The sequence below is a fragment of the Proteus mirabilis ATCC 29906 genome (assembly GCF_000160755.1).
GTDB classification, from domain to species: Bacteria; Pseudomonadota; Gammaproteobacteria; order Enterobacterales; family Enterobacteriaceae; genus Proteus; species Proteus mirabilis.
Map to the genome: position 1 here is coordinate 1,383,104 of NZ_GG668576.1, position 16,926 is coordinate 1,400,029.

12 protein-coding genes are annotated in these 16,926 nt (G+C 39.0%); 3 read left to right on the forward strand and 9 right to left on the reverse strand.

All coding sequences use genetic code 11. The features are described 5' to 3' along the window. Positions 1 to 35: 35 nt before the first annotated feature. Positions 36 to 515: a Cys-tRNA(Pro)/Cys-tRNA(Cys) deacylase YbaK gene (ybaK, locus tag HMPREF0693_RS06220; RefSeq protein ID WP_004244271.1), complete on the forward strand. Its 480-nt coding sequence runs from the start codon at positions 36 to 38 to the stop codon at positions 513 to 515. A 123-nt stretch (positions 516 to 638) separates the two neighbouring features. Here the strand turns inward: ybaK and ushA are convergent, their stop codons facing one another. Beyond that, positions 639 to 2,303 (reverse strand): bifunctional UDP-sugar hydrolase/5'-nucleotidase UshA, encoded by a 1,665-nt coding sequence (ushA, locus tag HMPREF0693_RS06225; RefSeq protein WP_004244272.1) that lies wholly within the window; start codon positions 2,301 to 2,303, stop codon positions 639 to 641. Positions 2,304 to 3,191: 888 nt separating this feature from the next. On the opposite strand from ushA, the gene ybaL reads away from it, so the two are divergent. Next, the gene (gene ybaL / locus HMPREF0693_RS06230) at positions 3,192 to 4,952 is read left to right on the forward strand and encodes a YbaL family putative K(+) efflux transporter (RefSeq protein ID WP_004244273.1); all 1,761 of its coding nucleotides are present in this window, start codon (positions 3,192 to 3,194) and stop codon (positions 4,950 to 4,952) included. A 110-nt stretch (positions 4,953 to 5,062) separates the two neighbouring features. On the opposite strand, the gene HMPREF0693_RS06235 is transcribed toward ybaL, so the two are convergent. The 8 genes from HMPREF0693_RS06235 to HMPREF0693_RS06270 all read right to left on the reverse strand — a co-directional run bounded on the left by HMPREF0693_RS06235 (position 5,063) and on the right by HMPREF0693_RS06270 (position 15,210). Next, entirely contained in the window at positions 5,063 to 6,373 is a 1,311-nt protein-coding gene (locus HMPREF0693_RS06235) for an inosine/guanosine kinase (protein WP_004244274.1), read from the reverse strand. Between the two features lie 102 nt (positions 6,374 to 6,475). After that, on the reverse strand, positions 6,476 to 7,594 hold the full coding sequence (wzz(fepE), locus tag HMPREF0693_RS06240) for an LPS O-antigen length regulator Wzz(fepE) (RefSeq protein ID WP_004248652.1): 1,119 nt from the start codon (positions 7,592 to 7,594) through the stop codon (positions 6,476 to 6,478). A 163-nt stretch (positions 7,595 to 7,757) separates the two neighbouring features. Then, positions 7,758 to 8,726 carry a ferrochelatase gene (gene hemH, locus HMPREF0693_RS06245; protein ID WP_004244277.1) on the reverse strand — a complete coding sequence of 323 codons (969 nt, stop codon included), beginning with the start codon at positions 8,724 to 8,726 and terminating at the stop codon, positions 7,758 to 7,760. A gap of 159 nt (positions 8,727 to 8,885) precedes the next feature. Beyond that, on the reverse strand, positions 8,886 to 9,530 hold the full coding sequence (gene adk, locus HMPREF0693_RS06250) for an adenylate kinase (RefSeq protein WP_004244278.1): 645 nt from the start codon (positions 9,528 to 9,530) through the stop codon (positions 8,886 to 8,888). Positions 9,531 to 9,712: 182 nt separating this feature from the next. Then, positions 9,713 to 11,596: a molecular chaperone HtpG gene (gene htpG / locus HMPREF0693_RS06255; RefSeq protein ID WP_004244279.1), complete on the reverse strand. Its 1,884-nt coding sequence runs from the start codon at positions 11,594 to 11,596 to the stop codon at positions 9,713 to 9,715. 203 nt (positions 11,597 to 11,799) lie between these two features. Next, entirely contained in the window at positions 11,800 to 12,999 is a 1,200-nt protein-coding gene (gene purT, locus HMPREF0693_RS06260) for a formate-dependent phosphoribosylglycinamide formyltransferase (RefSeq protein WP_004244282.1), read from the reverse strand. Between the two features lie 111 nt (positions 13,000 to 13,110). Next, complete coding sequence (gene rarD, locus HMPREF0693_RS06265) at positions 13,111 to 14,022, reverse strand: EamA family transporter RarD (protein WP_017827520.1); 912 nt, start codon at positions 14,020 to 14,022, stop codon at positions 13,111 to 13,113. A gap of 240 nt (positions 14,023 to 14,262) precedes the next feature. After that, a complete protein-coding gene (locus HMPREF0693_RS06270; RefSeq protein ID WP_004244286.1) occupies positions 14,263 to 15,210 on the reverse strand; it encodes an aminoimidazole riboside kinase in 948 nt (315 codons plus the stop codon). A gap of 229 nt (positions 15,211 to 15,439) precedes the next feature. Between HMPREF0693_RS06270 and HMPREF0693_RS06275 the strand changes: the two genes are divergently transcribed. Then, a complete protein-coding gene (locus HMPREF0693_RS06275) occupies positions 15,440 to 16,906 on the forward strand; it encodes a glycoside hydrolase family 32 protein (protein ID WP_004244287.1) in 1,467 nt (488 codons plus the stop codon). Positions 16,907 to 16,926 lie beyond the last annotated feature (20 nt).

Genomic DNA, 16,926 nt, shown 5'->3' on the forward strand with positions numbered 1-16,926 from the left:
TCACCATTGCTCTCACCTTATGAGTAGGAATAATTATGACTCCCGCAGTGAATTTACTGGAAAAACAAAAAATTAAATTTACTCTTCACCCTTATGAACATGATGCGAATGTACATAACTTTGGTGATGAAGCCGTTGAAAAGTTAGGACTAGATAACCGTCAAGTGTTTAAAACGCTTCTTGTTGCGTTAAATGGTGATGCTAAAAACCTAGCCGTTGCGGTCACCCCAGTATCAAGTCAACTTGACTTAAAACGAGTCGCCAAATGCCTTAAAGCTAAAAAAGCAGAAATGGCCGATCCACAAATAGCACAAAAAGTAACAGGTTATTTAGTCGGCGGTATAAGCCCATTAGGACAAAAAAAGCGCCTTCCCACGGTGATTGATGATCAAGCACTTAAGTTTGACACTATCTATGTCTCAGGAGGTAAGCGAGGGCTGGATATTGAACTAGCGGCTGAAGATTTATGCTCAGTATTAGGTGCACAATTTGCCCTGATCCGTAAAGAGGATTAAGAGTAACTGATTGCTTATTTTAGGCTTTTATATCAACCAAGCTGCCAATAAGAAATAAAATAACAAAAGGCGACATCCTCTGCCGCCTTTTGGGAATTATCTATTGTATATTTTCAATAAATACTATTTTTTATACACAATCTCGCCTTGCGGTTCAAAATCAGCCGCTTTTAGTGGTGAGTGTTTTTCGATATAACCTTTTAACACTTCTGCATCAACAAAGCCGGTATTGACATATCCTGGGTGTGAATCAATCTTAGGATAACCATCACCACCAATACCGTTAAAGTTTAATGTCGCCATACGATAATTTTTAGTTTTATCTAATGGTTTGCCCGCAATTTTTACATCACTCACTTTACAATCTGCATCTACGGTTAAACTTACATTGTAAAATTGTGCATAAGCGCCTGAGTCTACTTTCATGCAAGCAACTGCGGATAGATAAGGTTCAACTTCTTCACCTTTGAAATCAACATAGACGAGTTCGTTAGCAAAGGGTTGTACTTTTAATACATCTTTATAAGTAATATCGCCAGATTCAATCGAATCACGTACACCACCACCACTCATAATGGCAAAATCAGCATTTGCACGCTCCGCCTGAGCAGATAACAGTAAACGCGCCATATTCGTTTGTTCAAAACGAACTTTGCTACGATCGCCTTCTAATTTACCAACCACTTCCCCCACTTTCACATTCAATTGCTCACCACCTTTCTCTTGATAAGGGGTCAGTAATTTCATCATTTCAGGGTTATGAGGGATCTCCTCTGTGTAGTAAACTCGCTCAGTAGTTCCGTCTTCTTTTTTCACTTTCTTATTTAAGTTAATTGGAATTAACTGATAGTGTTTTAATGTGAACTCACCATTACGGAACTCAAAATCAGCGCGACCTACATATTTACCCCATTCATGGGCTTGAACAATCCATGTGCCATTTTGATTATCTGGAGCGCAAGGTGTGCCGGGAACATAATCTGCTTGTTTGTAATTTTTATTCTCTTGAGACATACAAACCGGATCTTGTGAGTGTCCACCGACAATCATATCTAAATAGCCTTTCGGCAAAGCACGCGCCATTTCAACATCACCCGGTGCATTAGAGCCATGATTACCATCGTCATAATGCCCCATATGGGTAGCAGCGATAATAATATCGGGTTTTTCTGTGGTACGTAATTCTTCAACGACTTTTTTCGCTTCATCTGCCGGTTTACGGAACTCAGTATCAGGGAAGTTAGCAGGATTACCAATACGCACCGTATCATCGGTAGTTAAACCTAATACCGCAATTTTCACTCCTTGCTTATCAAAAATAGTATAAGGTTTAAATAAACGTTCACCGGTACTTTTTTGATAAATATTCGCAGATAGGAAGGGGAAAGTAGCCCATTTTTCTTGTTGGCGTAGCACTTCCAGTGGATTATCAAACTCATGGTTACCCAGCGCCATAGCGTCATAACCGACAAGATTCATCCCTTTAAAATCAGGCTCTGCATCTTGTAAATCAGATTCAGGAACCCCCGTATTAATATCACCACCAGACAGAAGCAATACGCTACCGCCATTTTTAGCGACTTCATCGCGAATATTGTCAACGACGGTTTTTTGAGCAGCTAAACCGTACTCGCCATGATCATTGTGCCAAAAGTGACCGTGATGATCATTAGTATGTAGGATGGTAATTTGGTAAGTTTTATCTTTTTCCCATGCCTGAGACATCACAGGCGCCATTGCTAAAGTCACTGTCAGTGCGCATGCAGATAATTTAAACGATAAGCTCATGGTCTATCCCCATGTATATTATTTATTGAGAAGGCTCTGCCCTGTATTCACAGTAGAAAAAGCAGAAAGAAGTAAATAGTTTTACTGTGTTTTATGACGTAGGTTATATATTTTTATTATTATTTCATTGTTCCAATAGTTTTTTTGAGACATCAGTCAAACTCTATTTGCTATAAATGGAGTTGACGTAAAATAGATATGGACGACACTAATAACAATAGCAATAACTTACTAACAAAAAAGCATCCATTAAGTTGTGATAACAAATTTTTGGCTATTTTTACTCCATTATAGGTAAGAACGACTATAATTTAACTTAAAAAATAAATTTCAGTTATGAACATCTCGGGGACAATGTTGCCCGTTCCCCTATCGCAAAAACAAAGTCTGCTTATTGATATTATGTTAATCACAGCATTTTCTACTGTGTAGCATAGTGCTCAATAGTTATTCACTACTGAAATAACCATAGTTAGCATTTTTTATTTTATCTGAGTTTTACTTGGGGCAATATGAGGGATACTCGTCTTAGCGATTGCTCTCTAATTTAAAAAACATTGAACATGTTGAGCCTAATGACACTTATCTATCTTTATTGATTATTTCCATACTTTTTCTTCACCAGATCCTGACCAATAAAGCTAAATAAGTTGTATTTATTTTTACAACCTACAACCAATCTAAATACTCTATATCAAGCTTATACAAAGAATAACTACCAAAAATAACACAGAAACACTCAGTTACATTATAAATCTAAATCAAATTGATATTTTTATAAAAATTCAATAAATTTTAGCGAATTTAGCGCTTAGATACGTTAAACTAACAGTCTGCTGTACCACTCGCCCCCCGATACATGTAGTTTAATAACAAGAAGGAGAATTGATGCCGCATTCAACCCCCCTCATTACCACCATTGTTGGTGGCTTAGCACTTGCTTACATCTTAGGCATGATTGCTCAACGGCTAAAAATCTCACCTTTAGTAGGATATCTTGCTGCGGGTGTGCTCGCTGGCCCATTTACCCCCGGCTTCGTTGCTGATACCTCTTTGGCGCCTGAGCTTGCTGAAATCGGTGTTATCTTACTGATGTTTGGCGTAGGTTTACATTTTTCTTTAAAAGATCTAATGGCTGTAAAAGCTATCGCGATCCCCGGTGCCATAGCACAAATTACCGTTGCCACCTTATTAGGGTTAGGGTTATCCACTTTCTTTGGCTGGGGTCTATTTAGTGGCATTGTCTTTGGATTATGCCTTTCAACGGCAAGTACTGTGGTATTGCTACGCGCACTCGAAGAAAGAGGTTTAATTGATAGCCAACGCGGTCAAATCGCTATTGGTTGGTTAATTGTCGAAGATCTCGCTATGGTATTAGCCTTAGTATTACTACCAGCTATTGCCAATATGCTTGAAAGTAGTGACCAAACAAGTATTTCACAGTTATTAATTAACTTAGGTATCACTATTGGTAAAGTAGTTGCCTTTATTTTAATTATGATGATTGTCGGTCGTAAGCTTATTCCGTGGATCTTAGCTAAAACGGCTGCCACTGGCTCTCGTGAGCTTTTTACCCTATGTGTGTTAGCACTAGCTTTAGGTATCGCTTACGCAGCAGTGACGCTATTTGATGCTTCTTTCGCATTAGGCGCTTTCTTTGCCGGTATGGTACTTAATGAGTCTGACCTCAGCCACCGAGCAGCACAAGATACTTTACCTCTACGTGATGCCTTCGCCGTTCTGTTCTTTGTCTCTGTCGGCATGCTATTTGATCCTATGGTATTAATTGAGCATCCTCTAGGCATTTTAGCCACACTTGCGATCATTATTATAGGTAAATCCTTAGCAGCCCTAGTGCTCGTTCGTATGTTTGGGCATTCACGCAGAACCGCATTAACCATTTCAGCCAGTCTTGCGCAAATTGGTGAATTTGCCTTTATTTTAGCTGGAATGGGGGTTGCACTAAATGTTTTAGAGCCAGATGCACGTAACTTGGTTCTTGCCGGCGCCTTAGTCTCTATTATGCTTAATCCTGTTCTCTTCTCTTTGTTAGACCGTTATCTAGCAAAAACAGAAACCAAAGAAGAGCAAGAGCAACTTCAACAAGAAGAGATGGAAGAAGAGATGCCTGTGCCTGTCGATATTTGTGGGCATGCCATTATCGTCGGTTATGGTCGTGCAGGTAGTATGCTAGCTGAAAAGCTACAACCACAAGCTATCCCATTGGTCATTATTGAAAATAGCCGTAATAAATTTGCTGAGTTAAAAGAAAAAGGCTTAAACGCCGTACTCGGTAATGCTATGACCAAAGAATCGCTGGCATTAGCGCGTGTTGATTGTGCTAAATCGCTACTACTAACCATTCCTAACGGTTATGAAGCAGCAGATATCGCAGAAACAGCAAGAAAAATGAACCCTGATCTTAATATTATCGTTCGTGCTCATTTTGACGATATTATTGTTCGTGCTAACTATGATGAAGAAGCTTCCTTTATTCTTGAGAAAGGGGCAAATCATGTGATAATCGATGAAGATCAGACCGCTTCAGCAATGGCTGAGATGCTAATACAAGAAGTCGAGTTCGGTTGCGCCATTGATGACACACCTGAAGAGGGTCAACAAATTATTGCGCCCAATGCAGCGCAATAATAGAGATTTATTTTTAAAATAAAGGATTAACAAACTAAAAAAGCAACACCTTTATCGCGTGTTGCTTTTTATTTTCTCTCTTTCACAAAAGAAGAGCGCGACGACTTAACTTAACGTTCCCAGTAAGCTTCTTCTAAGCTATCTTCTTTCTCAGGCAAACCGCGAGTCAAACGTGGTGAGTGTTGGCTTAATACTTGATAGCTTACACGGTTAGCATATTTACACACTTGCGCCAATGAAGAGTAAGTCAAATAACTACGTGGGTGTTTACTCGAATTAGGTACATTAATGCGATGATAACTATTTGCCGTAATATCATGTAATAGTGCAGATAATGCCGCATCGCCAGCACCATTGGTATTCATGATTTTTTCCGGCCCTCCCATATAAGGCTCTATATGCGAATAGACTTTTTCCGGCGTTTGGCAATCTTTAAAACGCATAGCACGGCTAAACTCGTAACGATTAAATTCAGCAATTGCACCTGGAAGTAACGGATGAGTGGTTTGGCGTTTAAAATCACTCTCTGTAAAACCTGCCATATACAACCCTGCAGGGCCTGCGGTACATAAGACTAAATCAACCCACTCTAAAGCCGCATCTGATGCTAACAATGGATCAGCATGACCTGTAAGCTCTAGGGCTTCATCTTCATTCATTGCCACTACCGAGACATGCTCTTTTAAGAAATCTCTCCACCACTGAGGATCGTCGGCAATCACGTATTTAGTACCCAACGTTAAGACAACCGGTACATCATGCTTTTTGGCATATTCTATCGCTTTCATAGTTGCCAACGGCATTGGCTCTCCCGGTTTGCAACGGACGAGATAAGCAGTTAAAACTAATGCCGATGCATCTGCAATCACATCCTCAGGAATACTTTCGGGCTGAAGTTGATTCATTTGACCAGGACTGATAGCAAAAGTACGTTCACCATTTTCAGTAATGAGGGTAAAGCAACGCCCTATTGCACCATCAACACCTTGTAAATAGTTTAAATCAGTACGGCTTGAGGTATTACATAAGTAGCGATAAGCATAACTACCAATCTGAATATTGTTGCACATAGTCCCCAATAAAACAGAACGATCATCCGCTAATACGGAGTAGTTATGTAGTGTGTTACCAATAGTGCCACCCGCAAATTCATGGGTAATAAGATTATTAACCGTTAATTCGCGATAAAGGGCTTCCGCTACATCATCTTCAATAACCAGAGAGTGTCCCTGACTCAAGTTATAGCGATTGATAAACGCTTCATCTACCTTAGCTTCAATATCAACTAATGTTTGGTCGATGCCAACAATATAAGCCCGAGAAGATTCGCTCTCAGTCATATTGATGATAGGTTTTAATAATGGATCTCGTAAACTAACGGGAAAATAGTGTTTGGATTTTCTTTTGCCAGGGAATTTCATTGTGAACGATGCTACAAGCTAAAAAAGATGCGCAATGTTAACACAATATTAGTGGAGAGACAGTAGGTGTACGTCTGTACACCTACTTTTATTTGTGGATATTTACGCTGTTTTACGGCGATTTCTTGCCATATAGCCCAGTAAAACACCCATTACAGAAAGGATAAAACCAACAAATGCGGCACCGACTAAGATTAATGCACGTTTAGGCGCATCTTTCTTAGTTGGTTCATAAGGTTTTAGCATATATTTGAAAGGAACAAATTGCAGATCACCCAATTTTATTTGTTCTAACTGCTGGATATTATATAAGCGGTTTTTTAATTCAGAACTGACCGTTGTAGGATCAGTAATCGCTTCTGTTATCGCTAATTTGCTACTAAGTGCATCAGCCCCCATGGCAATGGAGTAATCAGGATCATCTTTAATTTGTGCACCTTCACTAGAAATAGGCTTTTTAACCCCCGCAGCATTGGCAATTTCTAGTGCATATTTTAAGCGCTGAACATTAACATTACGCGCATTCGCAATACGTTCTAAATCCATTTGATACGCTTTTTGCGCATGGTTTAATTTACGCTCAATTTGATCATCAATTTCGTCTTTCACTTCTACCCGTACTTTAGTAGAAATAAAGCGAATATAACCTGATAGTAAATCGTAAGCTTCTTCAGAGGTTGGCGCAGTAAAGCTTAAGTTAATTTCGCCACTAAATTCTTCATCACTATTTTTACTGTCTGATGCTTTTAAATTAATATCTTTAGTAACAATAGTTTCGATTAATTTACGTTTATCCAATGGCGTAGGATCGTCCATCTTAGCCAATAAGTTTTTATAGTAATCCGTATTGACTAAATATTCTTCACGTAATACACGGGAATTGTAGTTATTGATAAATTTTTGGTAAACAGAAGAAGCATTTACGCCAGTATCAACATCAACCAAGCTTAAATCATTTAAGGTTGCTCTTAACTGCTTCATCTCATCTAACATTGGTTTTGTAATAGCCGCTTGGCTTGTCCATTTCTGGGGCAGAAAGCTCGCAACAGTAAAACCTACGATAGCAAATAAAAGTGTGATCCCAATAATGACAAATTTTGATTTATAAAGAACAGAGAATAACTCAAACAGATCGATTTCATCGTTCTGTTTTAGATAAAAATCGTCGAAATGCCCTTTATCAACTTCTGAAGATTGTGGTTTTGAAAGCTTACTATTCATTTTCCTGCCTAAATTTGTGTAATGCAGCGTCCGTTTATCAGCCATTTTAGTGCACAAGACTAAAATGGTTAAAAAATGAGAAAAGATAAGTTTATATATAACTGAAATATGATCAAATGAATATATCACCTAATCCGATAATCGTATTTAGTGAGCTTATCTATTATTTTTCACATATGTCGCGGATTATAGCTTCAAGTAAGTCAATATGCTCAACTTTATCATTCAAAGCAGGAATGTATTCATACTGTTTTCCACCACCATGTATAAAGAACTCACGGTTCTGTTCATTAATTTCTTCTAATGTTTCTAAACAGTCTGATGAAAATCCGGGACAAATAACCTGTACATGTTCAACCCCTTCACTACCCAGTTTTTCCATCGTTTTATCAGTATAAGGTGATAACCAAGGCTCACGACCAAAACGTGACTGGAAAGTCATCATCACTTTTTCTGCTGGATAATCAAGTTGCTGTTTTAATTTTTCTACTGTAAGGCAACATTCATCAAAATAGATATCCCCAGTTTTAATAAATCGTTCAGGAATGCCATGAAATGAAAGTACTAAACGATCCGGCTTACCATGTTGCTTGAAACTCTCGTCAATGCTATTTACCAGCGCTTTAATATAAAGTGGATGTTGAGCATAACTACGAACAAAATGCAGTGAAGGAATAGTTCGCATCGTTTTAAACAGTTGGCTAATACCATCAAATACCGCCCCCGATGTCGAACAAGAGTATTGAGGATAGAGAGGTAATACAATTAACTTTTCAACGCCCTGCGCCAATAATCGCGTCAGTCCTTCGTTGAGGGAAGGATTGCCGTAACACATACCTAGTTCAACAGGTATATGCGCAAAACGTTGTGCTAACGCTTTTTGCTGTGCACGGCTATAGACTAAAAGAGGAGAGCCGTCTGGCAACCAAATTTGTTGGTATAATTTGGCCACTTTAGGTGAGCGAAATGGCAAAATAACCCCATGAAGAATGGGTTTCCAAATCCACGGGGAAACATCAACAACGCGAGGATCGCTAAGAAACTGAGCTAAATAGCGCTTCACTGCATCTGGTTGAGGTGCATCAGGGGTGCCAAGATTGACCAAAAGAACGCCGTATTTAGCATCATTCATACCAAGACTCCTTAGAGCTGTTTTATTAACATAACCAAAAGTAAAAGAGTAAAGGAAAATAGTGAACTCTGTTTGTCAATTAATCGGATTGTATTCTTTTTATAAATATTTTGTAAAAAAAATCCCGGTCTAACCGGGATTGCTCTTCGGTGCTATAGATTAACCGAGGATGTTTTTCAGTTCAGCATTAATTTCGCTTACTTTCTGTGTACCATCAATTTTGTGGTACTGCGCGTTACCCGCTTTAGCTTCATTTTGGTAATAAGAAACTAAAGGTGCTGTTTGAGAATGATATTCGATTAAACGTTTACGCACTGTTTCTTCTTGGTCATCTTTACGAGTTGTTAACTCTTCACCTGTCACATCGTCACGGTTTTCAACTTTAGGTGGATTAAATTTAATGTGATAAACACGACCTGATGGCGCGTGCACTCGACGACCAACAATACGTTCAACAATAATTTCATCAGGTACAGCAAATTCCAGTACGAAATCAACATTGATACCCGCTTCTTTCATTGCATCAGCTTGTGGAATTGTTCTTGGGAACCCATCCAACAAGAAACCATTACGGCAATCGTCTTGTTTGATACGCTCTTTCACTAATGCTATTACTAATTCATCAGTCACTAATTGACCGTTATCCATCAATGCTTTTGCTTTCAGTCCTAATTCCGTGCCTGCGCTAACCGCAGCACGTAACATATCACCGGTTGAAATCTGTGGGATACCATAGTTTTCTTTAATGAATTGAGCCTGAGTGCCTTTACCAGCGCCTGGAGCGCCTAGTAGAATGATACGCATCGCGTAAATCCCCTTGCATTTAATTTTTTATAGTTAAACTCGAAAACGCATTACCATACCATTTTGTGAGGTCATCGCTCAAGAAATCACGTTATCGATTGCACTTTATTTTTATCGCAAAAGAAAAAAACCACGCTCTCTTGCGCAAAGAACGTGGTTTAAATGATTGAAAACGAATATGGTTACGCGTTTTTAGCTAATAGTTGATTCACTAAACGAATAAACTGGTTTGGATCTTCTAAAGTTCCTCTTTCAGCAAATAGCGCTTGATCAAGTAATAAATTGATCCAATCCGCGAACTGTGTTTCATCGGTCAACTCAGCCGTTTGTTTGACTAATGGATGGTTAGGGTTTAACTCAAAGTTGTATTTAACTTCGGGGACTTGTTGACCTGCAGCCGCAAAAAGTTTCGCCATTTGCGTACTCATTTCATCCGCGCCAGTAGTAACAATAGCAGGCGTATCCGTTAAACGATGAGTTAATTTCACCTCTTTAACTTTATCACCTAGTAAGGTTTTTACACGCTCAACAAAAGGTGCCAGTTGTTTATCTGTCTCCTCCTGCTGCGCTTGTTTCTCTTCATCAGCCAGTTTATCTAAAGATTCATCTGCTTTGCTCACAGATTGGAATGATTTACCATCGAATTCAGTGAGATAGTTCATCATCCACTCATCAATGCGATCGGATAGCAGTAGAACTTCAATACCTTTTTTACGGAATAATTCTAGATGAGGGCTATTTTTGGCCGCAGCATAGCTATCTGCAGTGATGTAATAGATTTTATCCTGACCTTCAACCATACGACTCACGTAATCTGCCAATGAAACAGTTTGTGCATCGCTGTCATTATGAGTAGAAGCAAAGCGCAGTAATTTAGCAATGGCTTCAATATTAGCGTGATCTTCTGCAGGACCTTCTTTTAACACTAAACCGAACTCTTTCCAGAAAGTTTGATACTCTTCAGGATTATTGTCAGCCAGTTTCTGTAACATTTGTAATGCACGTTTAGTTAATGCGCTACGTAAATTACGTGTCACAGAGCTATCTTGTAAGATCTCACGAGAAACGTTCAACGGTAAATCGTTAGAATCGACTAATCCGCGGATAAAACGCAAATAGTTAGGCATAAACTGTTCAGCTTCGTCCATAATAAAGACGCGCTGTACATACAGTTTTAAACCATGTTGATGTTCACGGTTCCATAAATCCCAAGGTGCTTTAGAAGGAACATACAGCAGGCTGGTGTACTCTTGTTTACCTTCAACCCGGTTATGTGCCCAGCACAGCGGATCAGCAAAATCATGAGAAAGATGCTTATAAAATTCTTTATATTCATCATCACTGATTTCTGACTTATTACGCGTCCATAACGCTTGAGCTTTATTTATTTTTTCCCATGTAACAGTGCCGTCTTCTTCATTTTTAGTTTCTATTTCGACAGGTAGGGAAATATGATCAGAGTATTTGCTGATAATACTACGCAGACGCCAATCATCTAAATATTCGTCTTCACCTTCACGTAGATGCAGGGTAATTTCGGTACCACGATCCGCTTTTTCAATATCAGCAACCGTATAATCACCTTCACCTTGTGACTCCCAGAAAACACCTTTATCAGCAGGTTGCCCCGCGGCACGGGTACGTACCGTCACTTTGTCTGCCACAATAAATGCGGAATAAAAACCGACACCAAACTGACCAATTAATTGGCTATCTTTCGCTTGGTCTTGTCCAATAGACTCTAAAAATGCTTTAGTCCCTGATTTCGCAATAGTCCCTAAATTATCAATCACTTCATCGCGGGTCATACCTATGCCGTTATCACTGATAGTCAGTGTTCTTTTTTCTTTATCAGTGGCAATGCGGACATGAAGTTCACCCTCATTTTCATAAAGAGCTGCATCGGATAATGCACGAAAACGTAACTTATCCGCCGCATCCGATGCATTAGAAATCAATTCGCGAAGGAAAATTTCTTTATTAGAGTAAAGAGAATGGATCATTAATTGTAGAAGTTGCTTAACTTCAGACTGAAATCCTCTCGTTTCCTGATCTTTCATACTCATTTTTACCTCAATTTATCCTAATTTGGCGAAAAAAATCGATATGACTTAAAAGGTGGGGATAGTTAAGCAAGTTTCAAGGGAGCAGAGCTTAATAACATTAATAAAAATACTGAAACGTCATATAAAGAGGAAAAATCAATTACATAACAGCTAGGAATAACCGCCAAGGCAAGCATGATATAAAGCCATTGGCGGTATGTAGATCACTGCGATAAATGGTTATCACCATCATGGGCTAAAATCGCTTGTGCACCTAAATTCGCCTCTTCAATAGCATGTTTTATGGAATCGGCATGAGCAAGCACCACACCTAAACGACGATGTCCTGAGATTTCAGGTTTAGCAAATAAACGAATTTGTCGATTTGCCTTAAGCGCTTTTTCTAACCCCGTATAGACAATATTAGTACTAGACAACTCAGGTAAAATCACCGCGGAAGCACAAGCACCTAATTGGCGAATACCACCGATGGGATAGCCTAAAAAAGCACGCACATGGAGCGCAAATTCTGATAAATCTTGTGAAATTAAGGTAACAAGCCCTGTATCATGAGGACGCGGTGATACTTCATTAAAAAACACCTCATCACCTTGGATAAATAGTTCCACACCAAATAACCCATAACCGCCCAAATTCTCCACTACTTTACTAGCGATATGTTGTGCTTTGGCAAGGGCAATATCACTCATTTTTTGTGGTTGCCATGACGCACGATAATCGCCTTTTTCTTGCCGATGACCAATAGGCTCGCAAAAATGAATACCATCAATAGCACGAATCGTGAGTAATGTTATCTCAAAATCAAACGGGATCATCTTTTCAACAATCACGCGCCCTTGCCCTGCTCTTCCCCCTTCTTGAGAATAAGTCCATGCACTAGTGAGATCTTGCTCTGAACGAATAACACTTTGTCCTTTTCCAGATGAGCTCATCACCGGTTTTACAATGCAAGGAAAACCAATCTCAACCGCCGCTTTTCTAAAAGCCGCTTCATCATCAACAAATTGATAAGGAGAAGTCAGTAAGTGTAATGTTTCTGCAGCGAGACGGCGTATTCCTTCCCTATCCATAGTGAGTTTTACTGCACGGGCACAAGGTACAACTTTTTGACCATTATTTTCTAATTCGACTAATAATGAAGTAGCAATAGCTTCAATTTCAGGCACCAAAAAATCGGGTTTCTCTTGAGTTATAATCTGTTTTAATGCCTGGCTATCAAGCATATTGACGACATAATGGCGATGAGCAACATGCATTGCCGGCGCATTGGCATAGCGATCAACCGCAATAGTCTCAATGCCAAGACGTTGGCATTCAATGATCACCTCTTTACCTAATTCGCCTGCACCTAATAACATCACTTTTGTGGCATTAGTGGTCAGAGCCGTTCCCAAAATGGTCATTTTCGATCCTTATCTCAGTCAGATAATACGCATTACGCAAACGTTTGCATTTAGTGGTAGCATAACGGAATTTAACAAAGAGAAAAATAGCCATAGTAAAATTTAAATACTTTATATTTTTTGGCTATGCTGACCTTTATGAATTTTTAAGGCATTAAGGCGCTTTCTAATCAGCGCAAAAATACAACACAATAGCCCTAACCAAATCAATGAAAAACTTACTCCTTTCACAGCATCAAATGCTTCATGGAATAGGAATACGGCCAGTAAAAATTGCATTGTCGGTTCAATATACTGTGCTAAACCAATAACGGTTAAGGTGGTTCTTTTTATTGCTGCGGTAAAAAACAGTAAAGGGAGAATAGTCACTGGCGCGGTTAAAATATAATAGAAACGAGTTAAATTGTCTGCAGAAGAAAACGCACTTTCATCTCGCATAATCAGCCAAATCATCACCCCTATAGCGACCGGAATTAGCCACAAAGTTTCAATAAATAATGAAGTTATGACATCAAAACGAATAAATTTACGAATGAGTCCATAAATCGCAAATGCTCCTCCCATCACGAGTGCCAGTATGGGTAATTGACCATACATCCATAATTGATATCCCACTCCTGCACAAATTAATATTACCGCCAATTTTTCAGCAGGATTTAATTTCTCTTTAAGAAAGATAACGCCCAATACAATAGAAAAAAGTGGATTAATAAAATACCCCAGACTGGCGGCTAAGACTTGTTGATGCGTAAGTGCATAAGTAAAGGTGCACCAAGAGACTGCCATTGCTAATGAACTAAATAAACACATAAAAATAGAGCGTCTATCTTGGAGAACAGCACGCCAGCGAGTTCTATTTTTAATAAATAATCGAACCAGTAATAACAGGGGAATAGACCAAATAAGACGTTGTGCAAGTAACTCTAATGGTTGAGCACCGGGTAATAGCCGATAAAAAAGAGGGGTTATTCCCCATAAAATATAGGAGCAAATGGCTAATAACACACCTGACTGAGCCCACATATGACTTTCCACCAATAGCGTTAAAGAGACCTTACTATCATACGCCGAAAACGAATCAAACAATATGATCATATCCGCTACTTATCAGCGTCAAAGTAAGCGATTATCAAAATAAACCACTGAGTAAAACATAAAAAAAATCTCTATAAATAAAGTTGTATAAACCTTATTTATAGAGATCACAAAAAGACCAGAGCAAAGGGGAAAATAGGACTTACAAGCAAATAAACAAATAATCCATTAAAAAATATCTCGTACATGTAACGGCGGTTGTTTACTGACAAATTCACGCAATACTTTTCGGCTCGGTGCTGCAGCAATAGCGCCCTTTTTAGTGGTTGCTAATGCGCCACAGGCCGCGGCTTGCGTAATAATTTTTAATAAATATTGTTCATCATCAGCAAAACCATATTCTGCAACTGCGGCTAATAATCCTGACATAAAGGCATCACCTGCCCCTGTGGTATCAACACAATTGACGGTAAAGGCACTCAAGGCAACTTGTGTTGTAGGCGTCAACACTAAACATCCTTTAGAGCCTTGGGTGATCACTTTTAAACGAGCAGGATAATCAGCTAATTTTTTTAATGCATTTTCTAAGGTAATTTCCTGAGTCATCCAAGTCAGTTCATCTTCAGATAATTTCAAAATATCTGCTTTATGAGCATATTCATCGATGATCGCACGCATTTCTTCATGATCACGCCACATTTGGGGGCGTAAATTAATATCGAAACTCAGTAAAGAGTCGCTATTTTTTACTTTACTAATAGCACTATCTAGCGTCGAGCGACAAATTGGATTAACTAAAGCAAGTGAACAAAAATGTAAAATGTCTTTTTCAAATACAGGCAGTGATTTATTGGTAAGAAATTGATCAGCAGAGTCCGCAACTAAAAAAGTAAAATCTCGTTCGCCATTTTCTTGCAACGAAACTAAGACTGTACTGGTACGATGTAACTCATCAAATTCCATTGTGCTGGTATCTACACCGAGATCAAATAAGGTTTTTTGCATAAAGTGACCAAATGCATCTTCACCGACCCGACCAATAAAGCCACTTTGCTGTCCTAATTTTGCAACACCTGCAGCGACATTCACTGGTGCTCCACCAGCACATGCTTCATATTGCATATTTTGCAGTGGAATTAGGTCAACAACCGCATCACCTAAAGACCAGACTTTCATAATCTCTCCTGAAGATAAGCCACTATTTTTATTCACTATATTGTATTTTTATCAGTATTAATAACTAAAAAAATAAAGATATTGCTCGAAAAAACATCCTGATAACGTTAACATAATGGTGTACAATAATAAAGATAAATTCAAACAACACGCTTTTTAACCCTAAATGTTATCGCTAATAAGGGTGACATATAGCTTACAGAATAACTGATAAAATCAGGATAATGAGATGAAGCAACGTTTAGAACAATCGACAACTGCCCTAAATGCCTTACAAAAAAAACGTGGAGAGCAATTTTATCCTCAATTCCATTTAGCCGCTCCTGCGGGATGGCTTAATGATCCTAATGGCCTTGTTTATCATAACGGCTTATATCATGCATTTTATCAACATCATCCTTTTTCTGAACTTTGGGGGCCGATGCATTGGGGACATGCTACCAGCAAAGATATGATCCACTGGCAACATCAGCCAATCGCCCTTGCTCCGGGCAATGAGTATGATAAAAGTGGTTGCTTTTCCGGATCAGCGGTAAGTCATGAAGGTAAATTATACCTCTTTTATACCGGCCATAACTGGTTAGCAGAAGAAGGCGATGACAGCCAAATTTACCAAGCACAATGTGTGGCAGTCAGTGAAGATGGGATCCATTTTGAAAAGAAAGGCATTATCTTACCGCCACCACAAGGATATATGCACTTTCGTGATCCAAAAGTTTGGTTTCAAGAAGGAAAATGGTGGATGGTAGTCGGTGCCCGCGATGAAAAAGACCAAGGCCAAGTGTTACTTTTCTCCAATGACACCCTATTTGAAGAAGGGAAACAATGGCGTTCGGAGTACAAGGTATTAGGCAAAACCGATGATAAAAACGTCTACATGTGGGAATGCCCTGACTTTTTTCCTATCAGTGATGATAACGAATTTGCTCTTGTTTTTTCACCACAAGGAAAACGCGCTGAAGGTTATCAATACCGTAATCTGTTTCAAACCGGTGCACTGATCGGTCAGTGGTCACCAAAACAACCTTTTATCATACATGGTCATTTTACTGAGCTTGATAATGGTCATGACTATTATGCTCCACAATCTTTTGTTACTGCTGATGGTCGCCGTGTTTCTATGGGATGGATGGATATGTGGAACTCCCCTATGCCTTCACAACAGGAGTTTTGGGCTGGTTGTTTCACGCTTCCTCGTGAAATTAACTTTGATAAAAGGGCAAACCGTTTACGTATGACCCCGATAAAAGAAGTTGAAAGTCTAAGACAAACAAGAAATACGATAAAGATGACCACACTCAATAACCAAACGCTTAAATTACTCGATAAGACACCGGCTATTGAGTTAAATTTAACCTGGTCATTAGATAGCCAAGCGGAAAAATTTGGATTATGGCTAGGAAAAGGTTTAGAGGTATTTGTCGATAATCAATCAAATCGCTTTGTGATCCGTCGCCATTATCCACAATATAATATCAGTGGATCACGTAGCACACCGTTGCCAGTAGGAAGCGAAATTAACTTACGTATATTTATTGATCGCTCATCAATAGAGGTTTTTATCAATCACGGAGAGCTGACCTTTAGTAGCCGTTATTATGCAGATGAAAATGATCGCGATTTATCGCTATTTGCCACAGATGGCAGTGCCACATTAATCGCTGGCGAATATTGGACACTATCAACGATAAGTTAAGCGTTGTGATGTTTCTATAC

Bases quoted from the DNA above. Each gene is read 5' to 3' on its own strand.
- ybaK (WP_004244271.1), top strand. From the start codon at position 36: ATGACTCCCGCAGTGAATTTACTGGAAAAACAAAAAATTAAATTTACT.
- ushA (WP_004244272.1), bottom strand. From the start codon at position 2,303: ATGAGCTTATCGTTTAAATTATCTGCATGCGCACTGACAGTGACTTTA.
- ybaL (WP_004244273.1), top strand. From the start codon at position 3,192: ATGCCGCATTCAACCCCCCTCATTACCACCATTGTTGGTGGCTTAGCA.
- HMPREF0693_RS06235 (WP_004244274.1), bottom strand. From the start codon at position 6,373: ATGAAATTCCCTGGCAAAAGAAAATCCAAACACTATTTTCCCGTTAGT.
- hemH (WP_004244277.1), bottom strand. From the start codon at position 8,726: ATGAATGATGCTAAATACGGCGTTCTTTTGGTCAATCTTGGCACCCCT.
- adk (WP_004244278.1), bottom strand. From the start codon at position 9,530: ATGCGTATCATTCTACTAGGCGCTCCAGGCGCTGGTAAAGGCACTCAG.
- htpG (WP_004244279.1), bottom strand. From the start codon at position 11,596: ATGAGTATGAAAGATCAGGAAACGAGAGGATTTCAGTCTGAAGTTAAG.
- purT (WP_004244282.1), bottom strand. From the start codon at position 12,999: ATGACCATTTTGGGAACGGCTCTGACCACTAATGCCACAAAAGTGATG.
- rarD (WP_017827520.1), bottom strand. From the start codon at position 14,022: ATGTGGGCTCAGTCAGGTGTGTTATTAGCCATTTGCTCCTATATTTTA.
- HMPREF0693_RS06270 (WP_004244286.1), bottom strand. From the start codon at position 15,210: ATGAAAGTCTGGTCTTTAGGTGATGCGGTTGTTGACCTAATTCCACTG.
- HMPREF0693_RS06275 (WP_004244287.1), top strand. From the start codon at position 15,440: ATGAAGCAACGTTTAGAACAATCGACAACTGCCCTAAATGCCTTACAA.